Annotated in this window: 19 protein-coding genes; 8 read left to right on the top strand and 11 right to left on the bottom strand. The window is 36.8% G+C overall.

The genetic code is table 11. The features are described 5' to 3' along the window. The first annotated feature begins 180 nt into the window (after window positions 1-180). A complete protein-coding gene (locus A0J48_RS00470; RefSeq protein ID WP_200319270.1) occupies window positions 181-2,508 on the top strand; it encodes a putative PEP-binding protein in 2,328 nt (775 codons plus the stop codon). A 294-nt stretch (window positions 2,509-2,802) separates the two neighbouring features. Here A0J48_RS00470 and A0J48_RS00475 read toward each other — a convergent pair whose 3' ends face one another. From A0J48_RS00475 to A0J48_RS00510, 8 genes are all read right to left on the bottom strand, one after another. After that, window positions 2,803-3,969, bottom strand: coding sequence for a baeRF7 domain-containing protein (locus A0J48_RS00475; protein WP_200319272.1), 1,167 nt, complete (start codon window positions 3,967-3,969; stop codon window positions 2,803-2,805). A 401-nt stretch (window positions 3,970-4,370) separates the two neighbouring features. After that, window positions 4,371-5,042, bottom strand: coding sequence for a DUF1361 domain-containing protein (locus A0J48_RS00480; protein WP_200319274.1), 672 nt, complete (start codon window positions 5,040-5,042; stop codon window positions 4,371-4,373). Window positions 5,043-5,195: 153 nt separating this feature from the next. Beyond that, window positions 5,196-5,615, bottom strand: a complete 420-nt coding sequence (locus A0J48_RS00485) for a hypothetical protein (protein ID WP_200319328.1) — start codon at window positions 5,613-5,615, stop codon at window positions 5,196-5,198. Window positions 5,616-5,859: 244 nt separating this feature from the next. Beyond that, a complete protein-coding gene (locus tag A0J48_RS00490; protein ID WP_200319276.1) occupies window positions 5,860-6,624 on the bottom strand; it encodes an energy-coupling factor ABC transporter ATP-binding protein in 765 nt (254 codons plus the stop codon). Window positions 6,625-6,692: 68 nt separating this feature from the next. Further along, on the bottom strand, window positions 6,693-7,370 hold the full coding sequence (locus A0J48_RS00495; protein WP_200319277.1) for an energy-coupling factor transporter transmembrane component T family protein: 678 nt from the start codon (window positions 7,368-7,370) through the stop codon (window positions 6,693-6,695). Beyond that, window positions 7,363-8,286, bottom strand: a complete 924-nt coding sequence (locus A0J48_RS00500; protein ID WP_200319279.1) for an energy-coupling factor ABC transporter permease — start codon at window positions 8,284-8,286, stop codon at window positions 7,363-7,365. Before A0J48_RS00500 ends, A0J48_RS00495 begins: the two co-directional genes overlap by 8 nt. Before the next feature lie 432 nt (window positions 8,287-8,718). Continuing rightward, window positions 8,719-9,867, bottom strand: a complete 1,149-nt coding sequence (locus A0J48_RS00505) for a hypothetical protein (RefSeq protein WP_200319281.1) — start codon at window positions 9,865-9,867, stop codon at window positions 8,719-8,721. 151 nt (window positions 9,868-10,018) lie between these two features. Then, window positions 10,019-10,210 carry a CbtB domain-containing protein gene (locus A0J48_RS00510; RefSeq protein ID WP_200319283.1) on the bottom strand — a complete coding sequence of 64 codons (192 nt, stop codon included), beginning with the start codon at window positions 10,208-10,210 and terminating at the stop codon, window positions 10,019-10,021. A gap of 544 nt (window positions 10,211-10,754) precedes the next feature. Between A0J48_RS00510 and A0J48_RS00515 the strand changes: the two genes are divergently transcribed. The 6 genes from A0J48_RS00515 to A0J48_RS00540 all read left to right on the top strand — a co-directional run bounded on the left by A0J48_RS00515 (window position 10,755) and on the right by A0J48_RS00540 (window position 16,456). Then, window positions 10,755-11,780, top strand: coding sequence for a multicopper oxidase domain-containing protein (locus A0J48_RS00515; protein WP_200319285.1), 1,026 nt, complete (start codon window positions 10,755-10,757; stop codon window positions 11,778-11,780). Window positions 11,781-11,907: 127 nt separating this feature from the next. Next, entirely contained in the window at window positions 11,908-12,450 is a 543-nt protein-coding gene (locus A0J48_RS00520) for a ferric reductase-like transmembrane domain-containing protein (protein ID WP_200319287.1), read from the top strand. Between the two features lie 23 nt (window positions 12,451-12,473). Next, window positions 12,474-13,727, top strand: a complete 1,254-nt coding sequence (locus tag A0J48_RS00525; protein WP_200319289.1) for a WD40 repeat domain-containing protein — start codon at window positions 12,474-12,476, stop codon at window positions 13,725-13,727. A 78-nt stretch (window positions 13,728-13,805) separates the two neighbouring features. Beyond that, entirely contained in the window at window positions 13,806-14,834 is a 1,029-nt protein-coding gene (locus A0J48_RS00530; protein WP_200319291.1) for a helix-hairpin-helix domain-containing protein, read from the top strand. Between the two features lie 163 nt (window positions 14,835-14,997). After that, entirely contained in the window at window positions 14,998-15,432 is a 435-nt protein-coding gene (locus A0J48_RS00535; RefSeq protein WP_200319292.1) for a ferritin-like domain-containing protein, read from the top strand. Between the two features lie 76 nt (window positions 15,433-15,508). After that, complete coding sequence (locus A0J48_RS00540; RefSeq protein ID WP_200319294.1) at window positions 15,509-16,456, top strand: FTR1 family iron permease; 948 nt, start codon at window positions 15,509-15,511, stop codon at window positions 16,454-16,456. 46 nt (window positions 16,457-16,502) lie between these two features. Here the strand turns inward: A0J48_RS00540 and A0J48_RS00545 are convergent, their stop codons facing one another. Together A0J48_RS00545 and A0J48_RS00550 are read right to left on the bottom strand one after the other, a co-directional pair. After that, a complete protein-coding gene (locus A0J48_RS00545; RefSeq protein WP_200319296.1) occupies window positions 16,503-17,390 on the bottom strand; it encodes an ABC transporter substrate-binding protein in 888 nt (295 codons plus the stop codon). A 108-nt stretch (window positions 17,391-17,498) separates the two neighbouring features. Beyond that, window positions 17,499-18,083, bottom strand: a complete 585-nt coding sequence (locus tag A0J48_RS00550) for a molybdenum cofactor guanylyltransferase (RefSeq protein ID WP_200319298.1) — start codon at window positions 18,081-18,083, stop codon at window positions 17,499-17,501. Between the two features lie 206 nt (window positions 18,084-18,289). Here A0J48_RS00550 and A0J48_RS00555 point away from each other — a divergent pair, with 206 nt between their 5' ends. Then, on the top strand, window positions 18,290-18,646 hold the full coding sequence (locus A0J48_RS00555) for a tetratricopeptide repeat protein (protein WP_200319299.1): 357 nt from the start codon (window positions 18,290-18,292) through the stop codon (window positions 18,644-18,646). 107 nt (window positions 18,647-18,753) lie between these two features. On the opposite strand, the gene A0J48_RS00560 is transcribed toward A0J48_RS00555, so the two are convergent. Then, window positions 18,754-20,328 (bottom strand): HlyD family efflux transporter periplasmic adaptor subunit, encoded by a 1,575-nt coding sequence (locus A0J48_RS00560; protein WP_200319301.1) that lies wholly within the window; start codon window positions 20,326-20,328, stop codon window positions 18,754-18,756. Between the last annotated feature and the right edge of the window lie 63 nt (window positions 20,329-20,391).

The raw sequence follows: 20,391 nt of genomic DNA on the forward strand, positions 1-20,391 counted from the left end.
AGTGATTACAAAACATGGCTAACGCCTGCGCTATCAGATACACTGTCAATTCTGTTCCCTGTTCCCTGTTCCCTGTTCCCTGTTCCCTGTTCCCTGTTCCCTGTTCCCTGCTATAAGATACATATACATCTTTGGGATCATCATCACTAAAACTCCACAACCAACAAATTATTAAATTGAGTGGACAAACTCTACTGGCTTGACCAAATTCAACTCCAAGACCGCACGAAAGTAGGTGATAAAGCGTTTTACTTGAGTAAAATCAAACAACGTGGCTACCCTGTTGTGCCAGGTTTTGTGGTATCTGGGGAAGTTTTACAAGAATTTCTAGAAAGCCTCAATAGTTCAGAGTCGTTAGTTGCGGACTTACCTCATTCTTCATTACATTTGGATGTGGAAAATTGGCGACAACTACAGCAAGTAGCAGGTCGCTTGCGTCAGGAAATTATTACGGCTAGTGTAGCATCTGATTGGATCAGTAGAATTTTTCAAGCTGCTAGACAATGGGAAAATCATAGTTTAATTTTGCGTCCAAGTCTGACATTACCTAATACTAGTAAGGTTGAGAAGAATGTATCTGGGTTATTGGAGTCGGTGTTTTGCGCTTGTAATGAAGAGGCGATCGCACAAGCATTAAAATTAACTTGGAGTCAGTTGTTTCGTGCAAGAAGTCTACTCTATTGGCACAGTATCAGCATTAACTTACAACACATCAATTTAGCAGTGTTGGTGCAACCGGTGGAGAATGCGATCACTTCTGGTATTTTCAACTCCAACTCTTCGGGATGGGAAATTGAAGCTACGTGGGGATTAGGATTAGCAATTACCAATGGTGAAGTTTTACCAGATGTTTACTACATTGAAGAAAAAACAGGAGTTATCAAAGAACAACAATTAGGGAATAAAATTCTGGCTTATCGTGTTCATGATTCTACATCTGTAGCTGTTGAGGAATCTGTTTCCAAATCATTTTTAGAAAACAATTATAAATGTTTGTTGGCTTACCCAGTTAGTGAAGATGAACAAAAACAGTATGCTTTATCAGCAGAATATTTGCAACAACTAATTATTTTGGGCAATCAATTAGTTAGTGAATTAGGTTCAAAGCTACAGATAAAATGGACAATTACGGAAGGTAAAAAAGCCCCAAAATTGTATATTACTCAAGTTAGCTATCCTCATGCTGTTCTTGCCAATTTGCACTTGATCAAAGGCATAGGAGCATCTAGAGGTAAGGTAACGGCCACTGCTTATGTAATTAATAATTTACAACCAAAACCAGAACATATCCCCAAGGGAGTAATTTTAATTGCACCAGCAGTCACTCCTGATTGGTTGCCTTTGCTCAATGATGTAGTAGGAATCGTCACAGAACGAGGTGGTCTCACCAGTCATGGGGCAATTTTATCAAGAGAATTGGGTATTCCTGCTGTAGTGAGTGCCACTAGTGCTACCAATTTGATGCAAACAGGGGAAAGATTGCTGCTTGATGGTGACAGAGGTGAAATTTATCGTCACAGAGGGGATGGGGAAGAAGTCAAGGGAGAAAATCAGTCTCATAAATATTTTGCACCCTTAACCCCTAATCTACCTATGATTGCTACCCAACTACTGGTTAACCTAAGTCAATCTAATCTAATTTCCCAAGTGCTAAGTTTACCTGTGGATGGGGTGGGATTGTTACGCTCAGAATTGATGGTGTTAAATATTTTGCAGGGACAAAATCCTCATGCTTGGCTTTTGGGTGGAAAAAAGACAGAATTATTAGAATTATGGTCAGAAGAAATTAAAAAATTTACCTGTGCTTTTGCACCAAAACCTGTTTTGTATCGCTCTTTAGATTGGCGATTGTCTGATTTACCATCATGGAGTGATACTTCATCATCTTCACCACAGTCTATGTTAGGTGAACGGGGTACATTGAGTTATTTGCGTAACCCCACATTGTTTGAATTTGAACTAAAAGCTTTAGCAAAAGTACAACAAGCAGGCTTTAATAATCTTCACTTGCTGTTACCATTTGTGCGGACTGTGGAAGAGTTTATTTTTTGTCGTCGCAAAGTTGAGGAAGCTGGTTTAACTCAAGTTTCGCAATTCCAATTATGGATTATGGCAGAAGTACCAAGTGTGCTGTTTTTATTACCTGAATATATTAAAGCTGGTGTGGCTGGTATTTCTATTGGCACAAATGATTTGACACAATTAATATTAGGAGTTGATCGGGAACAAGGAGAATTAGCCAAAATCTTTGATGAACGTCATCCAGCGGTGATGAGTGCGATCGCACAATTAATTAAAATGGCTAAAGATGGAGGTATTCCTTGTTCAATCTGCGGTCAAGCACCAGCTTTATATCCAGAAATTATTGATAAGTTGGTTGAATGGGGAATTAGTTCTATTTCTGTAGAACCAGAAGCTGTAGAAAGAACATATCAAGCGATCGCTCGTGCTGAACACGGCATCATTTTAGCAGCAGCAAGGAAACAATTGGGGGATTATAGCAGGTGACAGGTGACAGGTGATAGGTGACAGGTGACAGGTGACAGGTGACAGTATTGTTTAAATTTTATCATTTGTTGATGTGCTAAACACCTTGGCTGTTGCTATATGAGATGGTGCATTGTCTAAGAGGGTGTTTGAAAAGTCATGCTGAACGTAGTGCAGCGTAGTGAAGCATCTCAGAATAATCGCTCAAACCCTTGATTTTTCGTTCAGCTTCACTCCAATCAGAACGATAAATTATACCTCTCTAAACTTTTCAAACATCTGCTAAGGATAACAACAGGCCATGATCATGAAAAATCAATATCTAAAAATTGCCGCCACTTTTGATCCATTGGGCATTTCTTCTGATTCAAGAGTATAAACTCTACCACCATTTAATAGTGTTTGCACAGCAGAAAAATCTAACATATCTTCATCATCTGGTTCGGGTTTGGTGTGTAACTCTACTGTCGTATTTTCTAAATCAAATTTTCCCCATTTCTGCTCACTTACTGATACAAACAAAGAATCAATCCTCTGATAGTAAGATGCAGGAATAATTTCTTTGATCTCATTAGTTGCTTTTCCAGTACCTTCACCAAATAATTGTTGATAAAGCTTTATTGCTGTCCGTTTATCTTCTTGAAATGAAGGTGCAACAATTCGCCAAGCTTCATCATGTAATTGTTCTAAATTGATAATTTCTGGATTGCCATTAATGCTTTCTGGTAACAACTGGGAATAAGTATTTGCTGCTTGGTAAATTGGTAACAGAAATTCCACTCCTGCTAATACTAAAGGTGCTTTTTCTTCTTTTAATTTCTCATGCAATGCTTCATCAATAGCGTAGCAAAATTGTAAAATTTCTTCTTCGTGTTTTTCCCTGTCAGGGCTACCTTGTCCATGAACTGAACCTGGATGTTGAGCAGCAGTAGCACCTCCTCTTGGTCTACCTATTCGATGTTGTACACCTTTTTGTAACTCGTCTTCCAGAAGAGTTTCTGCCATACTATGGGGCATATTTTCTATTTGCAGTTCATTCAAGCTATGGTGTGTTCCCGCAAAAAATTTGACATCTTTTTGACTCAAAGCTAAAACGTAGAAATTCCCATCATTATTAATTAAATGTAGTAAAGGCTTGATGTGCAATTGTTTACCCACAACTACTAATTCTGAAAATTTTGTTGGTAAACAATAGTAACGAAAGAGATTTTGAGCAATAAAAATTACCAATCCCTGATCTTGATGTTCCCAGAAATCACCCCTATCCAGTTCCATAGCTGGTTTGAGAAAATCCACCGCCTCTGTAGGGCGTATGCCTATAGCATCTAACCGTTCTTCAGCTTCCCGAATTAAATTTTTGAAGCGGATGGGATTTTGGCGAATTTCTGCCCCTGCTTTATGTGTAGGCATATACAGAGATACACAGGGGGGTTGGGCATTTGCAACTAATGTTTTAAGTTCATCAATAGACGGTATCGTCATATATTCAAGCCACGTCCATAAATTTGCATAATCTAGATTTATTTCAACCCCAGACGTGGTATTACTGCATCTTTCTTTTGATAAGAAATTAGTATCTTATATTCCTTTCTTTTGGTAGAGTTTTGATGCAAAAACAAAATAGATCCCCAAGTGATGCGAGAGGTTAGGGATCTTGTTGTTTACGTTTATGTAGAACTCTGATACATTAGGTGATTCCCAATCCAAAATCCAAAATGCTATAATTATCGAGGATTCTGGCGTTGAGAAGGATGGAATTGTGAATTGATGCCTATATTCTTCATGGGAGCATCTCAAATGTGTAAGTTTATTTGTTTTGAAAGAAAGGCAATTGCTCCCAGGCCTGATATGAATCAACCGCCAAGAAGGCAAAGGACACAAAGTTAAGAGGGTTTAAGAGAGTTTTTATTATTGCTGCGTTTATTTTTGCAAAAATCGGATGATCCCATATTCACAAAACCTAAATTTACTCGTTTCATTAGCCAGTACAATCCGCAAAGAATTACAAAGGTGATAGTTATAATTACCAAGGGTTGTTTACCGAGTAGTTCTTCAACTCCTCTGGTCAATATGGCATCTGGCTGAGTAATAAAATCCCAACTATTGAAACGTAAAAACCTACCCCAATAAATACCTACAGCGTTGAGGGCATGAGTTATCAACTCAATACCCAAAATCCATCTACTCTTGCCAATACGGTGCAAATAATAACCTAAATTGATGAGTGACATTACATAAGCTTCAAATCCAGCCAGAATTACTAGGAAATAAACCGGAAATAATACTAATGTAATTATCCATACAGATTGAATTCTGCGGATATCATCTATCAAGTGAATTACATCAGTTAATAAATAAGGTGCATTGGGTAAAAAAGCATAGAAAACTGAGAAACCAAGCCACCAAATCCAAGAGCGTCCGCGTTGAGTGCGAAATAGCCAAACACTTAAAGCCAAAGGGATAAAAGCCAGAAATAAATTCCAAGTCATCCAACGACTATTGATTTGTAATACCTGGATAACTCTGGCGATTAATTCTATTAATTCTGTTTTCATATTAGGCGAGGGAATAAGGAATTGGTAATTGGTAATTGGTAATTGGTAATAGGGAAGAAAATTTTAGATTTTAGATTGAAGTTGCTCACAACCATCCAAAATCTAAAATCCAAAATCCAAAATCAAGAACACCCCTATACCCCAGCTACTTCTTCATTGGGATTGACTACAGTAGTCATTTAACTTATTCCCGAAAGTATCTGATTGTTTACCAGCGGTTTTTGCTGCTGCTGTTAAGCTTGAGTCAATTTCTGTTCTGGCTTTTTGGATTTTTTCTCTACCAGCTGAGTTGAGTTCTGCGTTTTTGGTTGCACCAAGGGCTTTACCTGCTTTGGCGATCGCTTGACTGAGATTATCAAAAACTTTCGCAAAATTGGTTTGAAATTCCTGGAGTTTGGGATCTGCTAATCTTAATTCTTTAATCGACTTGGTGACAGTTTGCAAATCTGTGGATAGTTGCAAACTAGTTGTTACCTGTTTTCCTTTACTGTTATCAATCAAAGATGTTCCTTGATTGACAACTTTAATCAATCTTTGACACTGAGAGATTTTACTCTCGCCACAACCAGTCATCAACAAAGCAATAGTTAAGCTCAGGGGAGCAATAATGGTATACTTACGCACAATAAATAGAACTATCCCAACAGCAGTAAAATTCCATTCATATTAGCGCAAGTTTCTAGGGAATAGGTGACAGGTAACAGGTGACAGGTGACAGGTGACAGGTGACAGGTGACAGGTGACAGGAAAGAGGACGCAGGAGGAACAGGGTAGAAAATTAATAATTACGAATTACGAATTACGAATTACGAATTAATTACCAATCTATTGGTAATCCCCATCTTTCTAGAGTTGTGCCATCTTCTAATAATGGTTGGATTTGACTGTCTATTTGAATGCTACCACCTGAGAGGACTAGGGCGCGTTGAGTGACTTTTCCTAACCAGTGGAGGTCATGGGAGGCTATTAATATAACTTGCACTGGTAATTTTAATAATATTTGGGCTAAATGTCGTCGCCATGCTGGGTCTAGTCCGTTGGTGGGTTCGTCTAAGATGAGAATTGCCGGGTCTAGGGCTAAGATGGCTGCTAGGGCTGCTAGTCGTCTTTGTCCTCCTGAGAGTTCATGGGCGGAACGGTGGGCGTATTTTTCTAGTCCAAATTCGGCTAATAGTTGCTGTGCTTTATCTTTGGCTACGGCGGGGGAAATGCCATAGTTACGAGGTCCGAAGGTGATGTCTTCTAAAATGGTAGGCATAAATAACTGGTCGTTGGCATCTTGGAAGCTAAAACCTACTTGTCGCCGAATTTGCGGTAAGGTGTTGGGCGCTAGGGGAATTCCGTTAATGGTAATTTTGCCGCTTTGGGGTTGTTTGAGGCCGATCAGGTTTTCTAGGAGTGTGCTTTTTCCTGAACCAGTTGCACCAATTAAGGCGACGCGATCGCCTACGTTTAAGGTAAAGGAAATTTCTTTTAATACTAGTTGTTGGTGAGGATAAGCATACACAAGATTTTGTACTTCAACCACAGATGTATGCGGTTGAGAGAGGGAAATTTGGGGATGAGAAGTTAAGGATGTCAAGATTAGTAACTCAAAATTTGAAAGTTTTTGGGTGGGGATGTTGTGCAGACGCTTGTAAAATGTTTTGGTTAACTCCTATAACCTGAAAAATAAGAACTGAGGGTGATACAAGTTGCCACTACTCCCACTATTATTAAGGTAAAGCGTTCTTGGGAATTGAGGGGGGAATCTAGGGGTAATTTTCCGTTATAACCACGAATTACCATCGCACCATAAACTCTTTCGGCTCTATCTAAGGTACGCAAATATAATGCACCAATCATGGATGCACTCGCATAACGTAGCCATCCTCCTGTGCCATTTAAACCCCGTAGTTGTGCGCCAAGCTGCATTCGTGCTACTTCTGAAAGTAATATTTCTAGGTATTGCCCAGCTAAAATCAGGTTTTCTTTTAATGCTGCTGGTAGATGTAGGCTTTTTAAAGCAATACCCAAACTGTGGGGAGGTAGGGTTAATAAAAAGCTGTTCATGGTAGTGAGACAAACCAGGGAACGCAAAAGTAAAAAACTTGCTCGTTCCCATCCCAAGGGTAGGGCTATCAGGGAGAGAAAAATTAATTCTGAACCTAGTAAACGCCATAGTTTAGAAATAGGCGCTTGTAATAACCAAGTCCAAATAATTGCGATCGCTCCATAAATAATTAAGTTTGACCAAGCATGATATTTTAATAATGCTGTGCCAATGACAATTATTAGGGACAGTTGCAACCTTAAAGCTAATGAAAGATTCAAGACAAGATTAAACATTATTTGTTTTCACAACCTTGGCAATTCCAAAGGCTACTCCAAAGCATAACCCTGATCCTAATAATCCAGCAATGCTAGTACCTATTTGCCCTAAACCTGCAATTCCATAATCAGCAAATGGTGTGGGTACATTCACTCTCACTACTTCTGCTAAGTTAATAAAACCCAAAGTTTCGGCTACTTTTTCTAAACCATCTGGCCATGCGGATGCAAAGAGGGAAAGTACACCAGCTATGAGAAAAATGCTCACAATGGGAACTAACCAACCTTGAAATTTTTGTTCTTCTCCAGGTAATAAATCTGGTCTGGTTGTGGCTAAATAAGTTAATACACCACCAGTAATTAAACCTTCACCAATGCCAATTAAAATATGTACTCCTGTCATGGTGGGTAAAACTACTGTAGCTGGTGCTGTTCCTGATAGGGCTAATTCAATTGCACAGGCTATGGCAGCAGCAACGACACTAAAAGCAGCAGCAATACCCCCCACTAAGGGTAGGCGTTTTTGAGAACCTCCTAGGAGTTTTTGTAAGGTTTGGGTTAATATCCAACCTGTCCAAACTCCAATCACTGCCATGTTGAGAATATTTGCACCTAACGCGGTAATTCCTCCATCGGCAAATAGTACAGCTTGAATAATTAAGACGGTAGTAATACATAACATTCCCGCCCAAGGACTACCTAAAATTATGGCGGCTAATGTTCCTCCTAATAGGTGTCCACTAGTTCCTCCGGCAACTGGAAAATTAATCATTTGGGCAGCAAAAATAAAGGCTGTGGTTAAGCCTAATATGGGGGCGCGACGAATACCAAAAGCTGTTTGCGATCGCTGGATGGCAATAAATAAGGCCGCCACACTAGCTAAACTGGTAGCACCTGCTACGGGTACAGAAACGAATCCATCAGGTATATGCATGAAAATCCCTGGTTTTGTATTTGCTTAACAGTAATTTAAGGAATAGAATTACTATTTTCTCTTGTTTATACCATGACTTATTTAATGATTTTTTGGGTGTTACTTAGGGAATATTTATGATAAAAAATACTGTGAATATTGTATTTATTTTTTTTATTGTTAATATTTGTAAGTTTGTATAGTAGATGACAGTCTATGCAAAAAAACAGAATAATGACAGAATAGTGTGATCGCACAATTGATCGCATTACGGCCAATGCAATTTGTAAACAAGCAGATTTATTGCCTAAGTTTTAAAAATTACCGTATCCTTCATGGGACGCTTTGCTATTCAGATTACAGTAGGTATCGCCTTTTTGTTCTTCTGAGTATGGGTTAGCGATAACTCACCGAAGGTATCGCTTTGCTGCTATTATCTTTAGTTAAAAAGTCCTAAATTCCCCTCAATTGTCGTTTTCTCAATTCCTGCATGAACAAACCAATTGTCATCCCTATTCCCACAATTCCAGTCAAGTAAAATAAACTAATTAACCGCGTTAACATTGGTGGTTGTATGCCTTCGACTTCTACTAACTGCGCTACTTTAATAGGTGGCAATTGACGATTACTTACTTCTACTTCTACTTTATGCGGTGCGCCATCAAAAAACTGCGATCGCCATATTAATTTACCATCTTGATTGGAAAATCCTTGATAAGCAAAAACAGTTAAATTATCTTCTAAAGCCACAGATTTTACATCTATAACTGCATCCTTAATTGGCTTGCCGGTGTTATCCTTGACCTCAACAGATAAATTCGCCAATTTCCCTACAGTCGCGGTTTTATCACCATCAATTTTCACATCGAAATTTTGGGATTTTACCACCGATGGAGCAATTTTTTCTAGTTTATGATCATGTTCACTCCCATGAGCTTGAGCAACTTCCGCAGTGATATTAATAAATAATAATGTCACTATGGCAATTACTGTTAATCCACTTAATAACAACCTCACAGATTGAGGAGCAATTTCCCCTTGTCTTAATTCTTCCTGTCCACCAATTACCCAACCACCAAACAATCCCATTGCTAATAAAATCGCTGCTAATATTGCAAAATATTTATATTTAACAGGATTTTCCCGGACATGGAAATTTAAAGTTTCCTGATAAGGCTCAAAAGCATTTTCAACCACAGGCGTAACTTTTGCTAAGATTTGGTAATCTCCACGAATTGGTAAAACTTGCTGAAATTCTAATTTACCTTTTGGTGCAGCTACTTCCATTGCTAACAACTTTGTTCCTTCTACAATGGGGAAGTCTGTTGTTAGCCAAGGAGTCGGTTTTGGTGTGGAAATTTCTAGTTTAATTACAGCATTTTCTAAATTTTTACCCGCAGCATCAACAGCTTCTAAGGTAAAATTTACAGGGGCTTGGGCTTTTTCTGTGGCTGCTTCAAAAGGAAAAAGACGCTCCAAGGGTGGATTTGTAGAAAGTATAACTTTAGATTTAGGAGTCTGGGAAACACCAACTAAGGAATAGAAAATTGATAAGGTGATGCAAACAGCACTAATAACTACAAAAAGTCGATATTTTTTCATGGTTGATTAGAAAGAAAACGCAGATAAACGCAGATAAACGCGGATGAAGATTTTATTTATAGCAGATTACAAATCAATAAAGTGAAAATTAATATTAAAATTTAAGGGTTTAGCATTGCTAAACCCTGATAAAATCTGCTGTATAATATGTTTAGTGAAAGCCAATACCTAATGTATGGTGACGTACTGAGTGTGTCGCATTATGAGCAGCAGGATAGTTAGAAAACAATGCAGTCCAAATTACCAAGGAAGATAACAACATATAAATAGTTACCTGTACAGGCTTAGATAAGGTAATACTTGCTGTTTTCTGTAATACGGCTCTGGAAGAAAAAGCTGTCATGTTTGAACTCCCGTAATTAATGAAAGCTAATTTATCAAATTAAAGTCTATTTTGCCGTTAAGTGACAACAAAGATTGGTAAATTGCTTCCGTTATGTATTGAGTCTTATAAATTCGTAAGCATTCAGCAGTCACCAGTCAGCAGTAAAACCCTTTTGCTGCAAGTCTTTGTCATAAAAATTTGTACCTTACATAAATTCTAATATAGCAGGAGTCAGGAGTAAAACCCTCTTGTAGTGGGATTTTCATTATCAGTTGATGTCCTAAGCTGCTGTGCAGCTAGATTGTATATTGCGATATTGAGGAAAAGTACCCTGAAACTTTCTTCACTTTTGACTTTTGAATGCATGACTTTTGACTTGCTTTTGTGCATTTTAAATGCACAACAGCTTAACCACCCTGTCCACGGCTATAAATTTCTGCCTGTTCCCTGTAGTCTAGATTATTTTTTATATTATTGACAATAATTCCTGATTCTTATATTATACAGACAGCTAATTGCGAATTATTAGCAATCTAGAACAAATTGTATTGTTATTAACCTCATGTTTGACAACTTTACTCTGAGTAAAGATAAACTTTGGAATCGCCGTCAACTCCTAAAACTGGGAATAATAGGTGGTGGGATGATTGGTGTGTCTGCATTATGGCACACACAAAATGTAAAAAATAATACTAAAGTTAGAGTGCCACCCATGGAAATGGAAGCCTCTGATAATGCGACCAAACCCATGCAGGTGTTACGAAATTTTGAGTATGGGACACTCAAGCAAGAGAATGGCCGCACGATTCGAGAATTTCAGTTGATAGCTGGTACTTCCACAATTCAGCTTAACAGTGCTGTCTCCTATAATATGTGGGATTTAAATGGACGCATCCCAGGTCCAACATTACGGGCTAAAGAAGGAGAAAGAATAAGGATACTTTTTCTCAATAAAGCTGGACATTCCCATTCTTTACATTTTCATGGTGTGCATCCTTCAGATATGGATGGTGTACGTCCCATTAGTAACGGTAAAGCAACTATCTATGAATTTGATGCTGAACCCTATGGCGTTCACTTATATCACTGTCATGTAGAACCTGTAACCCGTCATATTGCTAAGGGTTTATATGGGATGTTTATTATTGATCCGCCTAAACCACGTCCACCTGCGGATGAAATTGTTTTAATCATGTCTGGGTATGATGTGAATGATGATAACAAAAATGAATATTATGCTTTTAATGGTTTACCGCATCATTATATGCACCATCCCATTCAGATTTACCAAAATCAGTTAATTCGATTATATGTTCTCAATATTATTGAATTTGACCCAGCCGTAACGTTTCACCTCCACGCTAATTTTTTTGATGTCTATCGTTCTGGGATGACTATGACTCCCAGTGAAAAAACAGATGTTCTGACTATGGGTGTCGCAGAAAGGCACATCTTGGAATTTGCTTTTCGTTATCCAGGTAAGTATATGTTCCATCCTCATCAGGATGCTGTGGCTGAAAACGGTTGTATGGGACAGTTTGAAGTCATAGCTGAAAAAGATGCGAAAACAATTGGAAAGCACAGATGAGAACAGGAATTATTGATCAATATTTTTTTACTAAATTATTGAAAATATTTTGCATTTATTTTAAAGTAAAAATATTGTATTTATTTATACACAAATAATTGTTTTTAGGTAAAAAAGACCCAAGTATATGTTAATCAATGCTTCAATTTCTTCAGCTAATCTACTAGGATTTTTTTCATTATTGACTTATGTGTTAACTGTATTACCTAGTTCTATCAGAGCAGTTTTACCACAAATTAAAAAAGCGAAAATCACCATTAATTTATTTAAATATCGTCGTCAATTAGGTATCATATCTTTTTTGTTAGCATTAATTCATGCTGGATTAATAGTGATTAAAAGAAATGTAGATTTATGGGATATCCAAAGTTACAAAATTTCTATAGAAGGAACAACTAAATTAATTATTGTTGCACTGCTAGGCTTTACATCTAGTGATTGGAGGGTAAAAAAGATGAAAAAAAATTGGCAAAAACTACACCAATTAACCTATACAGCTATGTTTTTATTACTGTGGCATATTCAAGAAAAGATGTCCAGCCATTGGAATATTATCACTCCCATAGAAATAATTTTACTGACAGTAATTATTGGCTTATTTTGCCGAAGACGTTGGTTAGAATATAGCAAACGTGAATCTCATCAAAAGCCAAAAAATCAATCAGTTTAACTAAAAAAAGGATCGTAAAAATCATGGTGAAAATATCTCATTTTCATAAGATAATTTGGAGTACCGAAGGATTTATTTTCTCAGTTCTCGTAATTTTAGGATTGATAAAATTTACTTTTACACTAAGTAATCAAAGTGTAAATTTCAATGGTGGAACTATTACTAGTAAAGGTGTACGGGTTTATTCTGTAGCTATTAGCCAAGATGGCAAAACAATAGTTAATGGGAATCTGAATAAGAATATTGATGTATGGAATTTACAAAATGGTAAAATAATTCATCAACTTTGTGGACATGGAAATTTAGTCAATTCTGTTGCTATTAGCCCAAATAATCAAATTATTGCGAGTGGTAGTTGGGATAATTATATTAAAATCTGGAACTTTAAAACCGGGAAATTAATGCGGACATTATCTGGACATCAAGATGATGTTAAAGCAGTTGCTTTCAGCCCAGATGGGAAATTTTTAGCTAGTAGTAGCTGGGATAAAACTATTAAGGTTTGGAATGTAGCAACAGGAGATATTTTTATCAATTTACCACAGGAAAATGAAGTGAGAAACGTTGCTTTTAGTCCAGATGGAAAAATTATAGCTGCTGGAGAAGAAAGTGGAAAAATTATGCTTTGGTATCTACCAACTGGAAAGCTAAGAATTCCTTTAGCAGCACATTCAAAACCTATTTGGTCTTTAGCTTTTAGCCCAGATGGTAAATATATTGCTAGTGCTAGTTCTGATCAGACTATTAAATTATGGAATCTCCAAACTGGAGAATTAGTATCTGTATTGACAGGACATAACAAAGCAGTTTATTCTGTTGTATTTAGTCCTGATAGTCTAACTTTAGCTAGTGGTAGTTATGATAAAACTGTTAAGCTTTGGAATGTCGCCAATGGTAACTTAATTCATACTTTTACTGGTCATACTAAGCCTGTTTGGTCTTTGGCTTTTAGCCCTAATAATCATACTCTTATCAGTGGTAGTGCAGATGCAACTATCAGAATTTGGAATTTACCTAAATCTGTTATTTTCCGTAAAGCTGTTAAATATGCTATGAATGCTGCTGATCTAACCCAAACAGCAAAATCACCACCAGAATGGAAAAGAGTGGTTGAGCGTTGGCAAAAATCTATCAATCTCATGGCTAGTGTACCAAGTTCTAGTGTGGATTATGCGATCGCTCAAAAAAAGATTATTGAGTATCGACGTAATTTACAATATGCGTATCAAAATGCTCAATTTAGTAAAAAAGATAACATTTTTATACTAAATTTTTGAGAATTATTTGATAAATAATCTCATCTATGATAGATAATTATCAAAGTTATAACTAAATTTTAGTAATTAGGAGCAAAAATGATCAAATTCCGTTACTTATTCTTATCTATCGCAGTTTGTGCCATGATTTCCTTGAGTTCTTGCAACAGCGATACACCCACAGCAGATGTTAAATCAACACTAGATACAGCCCAAGTTACAGAAACCAGCACCCACAGTGGTCATGGTACTAAAGCCCAAATTAATATTAATAATGCCATTTTATCCCAGTTAGATAAATTAGAGGCTAAACTGGGAGTTCCGGCATTATCAAACAAAATTCAAGCCAGTCGTCCCTATGCTTCTCCTCAAGATTTAGTCAGTAAAAAAGTGATTACTCAAGCCCAGTTTGACCAAATTCAAGATATGGTGACAGTGGAAGATGTGGTACTAACTGGAGAAGCTAAAGATGTTGATTACATGACAAAATTAGGTTTAATGAAAGGACATCTTTTAGTAGCAAAAGAACTCCTAGAACAAAATCAACCCAAACAAGCAGAACCTCATATTGGTCATCCAGTGGAAGAGATATATATTGATGTAGAAGAACAATTGAATGAACGGAAAATTAAAGAATTTAAAACAACTTTAGTAAGTTTGCAAGATTTGGTCAAAACTAATCCCAAAAATGAAAAAATTAAGAGTAATTTCCATAATTCTATGGTAGCAGTGGATAATGCGATCGCTGCCTTACCAAAAGATGAAATCAGCAAACCTGCATTTGTTCTCCAAGTGATCAACAGTTTACTCGATGCCGCTAATTCTGAATATGGTGCAGCAGTAGCAAATGGTAAAATTGCCGCCCCCATAGAATACCAAGATTCTCGCGGCTTTGTGATTTATGCTAACGACCTATACAAAGGCATTTCTGCCCAAATAACTCAAATAAACCCAGAATTCAGCAAAAGCATAGAAACTAACTTAGCAGAATTAATCAAAGTTTGGCCTACAGTAATTCCCCCAAACCAAGCTGTCAAAACCCCTGAAGATGTTACTAAAATGGTCAAAAATATAGAGGAAAACTCACAAAAAATCATCCAACAAAGTACCACCAAAGCACAAAGTTAGCATTTCTACACCACAGAGACAACAAACAGCTTAAAATAAATGAAAAGAGAGGAAATAGTGAAAAGTTAAACATTCAAAATCATCCAGATTGATGACACATCAAAACTGTATAACTTCTCACCAAACTCCTCAAAAATTGTAATTTTGCTGATCTTAACAACTGATGCAAGAACTCGACCACCAAAAGACAATTGACATACTCAACGCCATCATGGAATTTGAACTAGCTGGAGTAGTTCGCTACACCCATTATTCCTTGATGGTAACAGGACCCAACCGCTTACCAATTGTAGCTTTTTTTAAAGCCCAAGCCAGTGAATCTCTACTTCATGCCCAACAAGTAGGAGAAATTCTTACAGGTTTAGAGGGACATCCTACCCTGAGAATCGCTCCCATGGAAGAAACCTTCAAACATACAGTCAAGGATATCTTGACAGAAAGTTTATCCCATGAAAAGAAAGCACTGGATATGTACAAAAGTCTTCTATCAACCGTCACGGATGCCAGCATATATCTAGAAGAATTTGCCCGTGGCATGATTGGACAAGAAGAGATGCACAATCTCGAACTGAAAAAAATGTTACGCGATTTCAGCTAATATTTCTGAGTTATTGGTCACTAGTTCAAAAATTAATGACCAATGACTAATAACTAATAAATAATGACTAATAGATATGAACTTTAGTACACTATTACCCACATTTGTGATTACCCTCCGCGAAGGAGTAGAAGCTGCCCTAGTGGTGGGCATTGTTCTAGCATTATTAAAAAAAGCCAAACAATCTCAACTCAACTCCTGGGTTTTTGGTGGTGTGGCAGTTGGTATTTTTATCAGTGCCTTAATTGGGATTTTATTCAGTTCAGTAATTAAATTTTTAGGTGCGATTAACCCTGAATACACTTCCGTAGTGGAGCCAATATTAGAAGGTGTATTTGGTTTATTAGCTATAATTATGCTCAGTTGGATGTTAATTTGGATGACAAAACAAGCCAAATTAATGAAAGCCCAAGTGGAAGGAGCAGTTACAGGAGTATTATCACAAAATGGTAACGCTGGTTGGGGTGTTTTTAGCTTAATATTAATTGCCGTTGTCCGCGAAGGTTTTGAAACAGTCTTATTTATAGCAGCTAATTTTCAACAAGGTTTATTGCCCAGTTTAGGCGCACTTGGTGGTTTAGCAGCAGCAGCAGCAATTGGTGTATTGTTATTCAAATGGGGAGTAAAAATTAATATCCGCCAATTCTTTCAAGTTATGGGCGTTTTATTAATTTTAATTGTGGCTGGTTTAGTAGTTTCTTCTTTACATCATTTTGATGAAGCCATAGCTAATTTTTCTCTTAGTAGTCGCGCATCAGAAAATTTGTGTTTCTATTATGAACACTTTACCAAAGTTCACTCTTGCATCTTAGGTCCATTAGTTTGGAATACAGAAAAAATCTTACCTGATGATAATTTTCCTGGTGTCATTTTCAAGTCTTTATTTGGCTATAGAGATCAACTCTATGTAGTACAAGCAGTGGGATATTTACTATTTTTAATCAGCATCGGTGGGTTATATTTCCGCAGTCTCATGGGTGGGAATATTCAAACAGCAAAAAAAGTTCCCGTTGCTCAAAAGTAGGATCAATATCCCCTCTGCGAGAAATTGAGGATTTGGTATTTTCAAGCTATGTTTGGAGAAATATTTTCTGCAATTCTTGACAGGTTTTTGCAATGGCATTGAGACTACCAGGATTAACTAAACCGTAATAATCAAAAATATACACTCGATTACTTTTAGTAGCTTGTAATTTTTGCCAAAAGGGTTCTTTTTTTAAAGAGTTTAACAGGTTGGGTTCGGCATTCACTACAATTAAAACCTCTGGATTTGCTTCTAAAACTTTCTCAGCCGAAAGTGTTACATATCCACCAATGGGACTATTACCTTGTAATTCTGCGGCTATGTTTTTCGCTCCAAATCTGGAAATTAAATCACCAGCCCAACTGTTTTTATTTGGTGTGAGAATTGGTTGACGACTTACTAAAACTAAAGTAGAACTGCTGTTATTTTGACTTTCAGGTAAAAGAGTTTTATAATAATTCAACACAGGCTGGGGATCGACATCAATTATTTTAGCAATTGTTTTAGTTAATTCTTCTAAAGATTCCCAGCTATATACTTTTGTGGATAAAGTAGGTATTCCTATCTGTTTCAGTTTTTGCATAGGTACATCAGAAAAACCTGCTACACCAATCACTAAATCTGGTTTTAAAGCCACTATTTTTTCTAAATTTGGGGCATTTTGACCCTCACTCACACTGGGAATATCTTTAAATCTAGGGTCGTTTTTAAATAAAGAACTACCAGTCATTCCTACTAATTTAGTTGCATCTAATTGGAAGATAATATCAGCAGACAGTGATGAAAGTGCAACTACTCTTTTAGCTGATGTTTCTGGTGATTTTTGTGCGGTGATGATATGGGATTTTGTCGGTGGTGTTGGCGTTGTCGCTGTGGTACAGGAGAATAGGAAAAGAGTTAAGATGAGTGTGATTACAGTTAATTTCCAACGCATAGTAATTTATTTTTTCTAATTTTTTTAACGCAGAGTAACGCGGAGGTAGCGCAGAGGAATACAGAGGTTTTTGAGGTGAGGAGAAAATGATTGTGTTTTTATTATGGCTTAATTAACTAAAAATTGCTGTAAATCATCTGGGGTGTTACAGTTCAATAGCATATCTGGTTCTAATAATGGTAAATTTGCAACTGGATATAGTTTCAGCCACTTTTGAAATGAGCGTCCACCTTGGTTGATAAAATCTAAAAGTAGGGGTAAACAACTACTGCGATAAAAACCACACAGGGGTTCCCAACCTTTAGTATTTTTTACTAAACAGGCAATATTTTCTGCTTCTACATTATGTAGTCTCTTTACCCAATCTTGCAACACTTCAACTCTCAAGTTGGGTAAATCGCAAGCTAATAATAATACCCATTCTGTTTGTATTTTCTCTAGTCCTTGTGCAAAACCTACTAATGGTCCTTGTGTGTTGCTGGGATTTTCTTGGATAAATTCACATCCATTTAAGTCTAAGTTTTGATATCGTTCTGGCCAAGATGTGACTATATATATGGTATCAGTGAAATTTTTAGCAACATTGCCAACTTTTTCCAATAAGGGTTTTCCCTGAATGATAATTAAGGCTTTGTCCTCTCCCATTCGTGAACTTTTCCCACCCGCTAGAACAATGGCGCTTAAAGTTGTCATAGAAACAAAATATTTTTTACTACGTCTAATAAGTCTGTGGCTGTGACAATGGCATTGTAACAAAATTTATAATTGTTGCCATAGTGCAGTGAAATGCAAATTTTTATATTAATAGATTAATAAGTATCAAAATAGCACCAGATTTTACGGATTCTTACTCCAGTAGATGTATTATTTATCATCCACTAGGAAACTACATAACCACTATGTCTGATTATCATCAAGCAGTTGTTCAAGATGTCAACAACTTAGCAGCTATCAATAATATAGGTTTCATTAAATATGAACAGGGAGACAAAAAAACAGCAATTCAACAATGGCAACAAGCTATAAAAATTAATAATCAATCTGCTGAAGCCACTTTAGCTTTAGCTGTGGCTTTGTATGCTCAAGGAGAACAACAGAAGGCTTATCAGTTGGCGGAAACTGCATTAAAGTTAGATAAAAGCTTCGCTGATTTTCACTGTATGAAAAAGAATCTTTGGGGTCAAACCATAATTACGGATGCTCAGAAATTCCTATCTACTCCCCACATGAAAACCTTGTTATCACAGTTGCATTAATAGTAAGTATTCAGGAGTCAGTATTCAGTATTCAGAATAATTGTCTATAAAAAAGGGGAAAGTTTCCAGGTTTTTCTTTCCCCCCCCCAATGCTTATTGCTACTGAATTAACGCACTTCGTTCAAGCTTTCAACTTGTTTAGTAAACATCTCGGTGAATAAACTAAGTACAGTCCGTTCTTCTCGGACTTTAATATTAGCAGTGATTGACATACCAGACTGTAAAGGTATGCTTCTACCTTGAATTACTAGTTCTTGTTTATCCAAACTGATTCTAGCTGGAAATCTATAAAATTGATGAGTTTGATCTGGTGGTAGTGCATCTGAAGCAATATCAATTACTTTCCCTTTAATATCTCCAAATTCACTGAAAGGAAAGGAATCAATTCTTACATCTACATTCATACCCTTCCGCACGAAACCAATATCTTTATTGGTGATTAATACCTCTGCAACATATTTATCATTAGGCACAATCTGCAATAATTTTTGCGTCGGGTTCGCTACAAAACCGGGCTTTTTAGCTTGTAGATCAAAAACTATTCCGCCCACAGGGGCGCGGAGTTCCTGATATTGATTATTTAATGTTGCTTGAGCAATTTTACTGGTAATATCTTCTAATTTCTGCTCATTATCAAGAATAATCCTCATAAATTGGCTGTCAATTTCCGCAATCCGTTTTTTATTATCTGCTATCCTATCGAGAACGTTTTTATCAGTGACTGCTACTGTATTCGTTACTTCCTGCTGTCCTTTTTCAATATCAAATTGGAGGCGTTTCTCTTCTTCAAATAATTGTTCTATTTCTGCCTTGAGAGATTGTACCTGTTGTTGCTGATTGAGATATTGCAGCTGAGAAATTCCCCCTTCAAGTGCTAAGATTTTGAGTTTATCTAAAATCCCTTGTTGAATTACTAAACTAGCTTGAGTATCTTTTCTTTTTACTATAGTTTGAGATAGTTGTTTTTTAATTTTTTCAACTTCTAATTTAGCTGCACCAGAACGGGAATCTAATTCTCTTTTAGCAGCTACGAGGCGTTGTTGTTCATCAATTCCACTACCAGGATCTGATGTAGAATTTCTTAATTGAGAACGCAATAGTTCATTTTCTGCTACTAATGATGCTCGATTTTTGAGGAGAAAAGCAGATTCTGCTGGCAACCTATTGCGTAAAAAATCTAATTCTGATGTGATATCTGTGCTTGCTCCCATCAAGCGACGATAAATAGCATTTTCTTTGACTAAAGCAGCACGAATTTTGTTTAGGGAAATTAATTCAGCTTTGGTAACAACAGATTCAAATGTTAAGAGTCGGTCTCCCTCTTTTATTTCTTGTCCATCTTCTACATAAACAGATGCCACAACGCCACTAATGGGAGCTTGTACTTCTCTAACTGCTCCTTCTGGTTTTAATTGACCTGTAGCAGGAACTACTTGCTCAATTTTCGCAAAATAAGCCCAACCTATACCAAAACAGGCTAATACCATCATGGTTATCATGATGGTGCGTGACCAAACAGGTGATTGGCGTAAAACTATAGATTGTTCAAATTGCTCCTGTTTATAGGCGTTAGTTGATATTTCTGCTGCTTCCTTTTTCGGAGGTTTCAGCAACTGCAAGTTTTGGTTTTTGCCGTTGCTATTGCCGTTACTTTTGATGTTATTACCATTAAGTTGAGTCATAACAATTTTGGATTTTAGATTTTGGATTTGGGATTAAAAATGATAATTGACAACTGATAACTG

The organism is Sphaerospermopsis aphanizomenoides BCCUSP55 (assembly GCF_001586785.1).
Classification (GTDB): Bacteria; Cyanobacteriota; Cyanobacteriia; order Cyanobacteriales; family Nostocaceae; genus Sphaerospermopsis_A; species Sphaerospermopsis_A aphanizomenoides_A.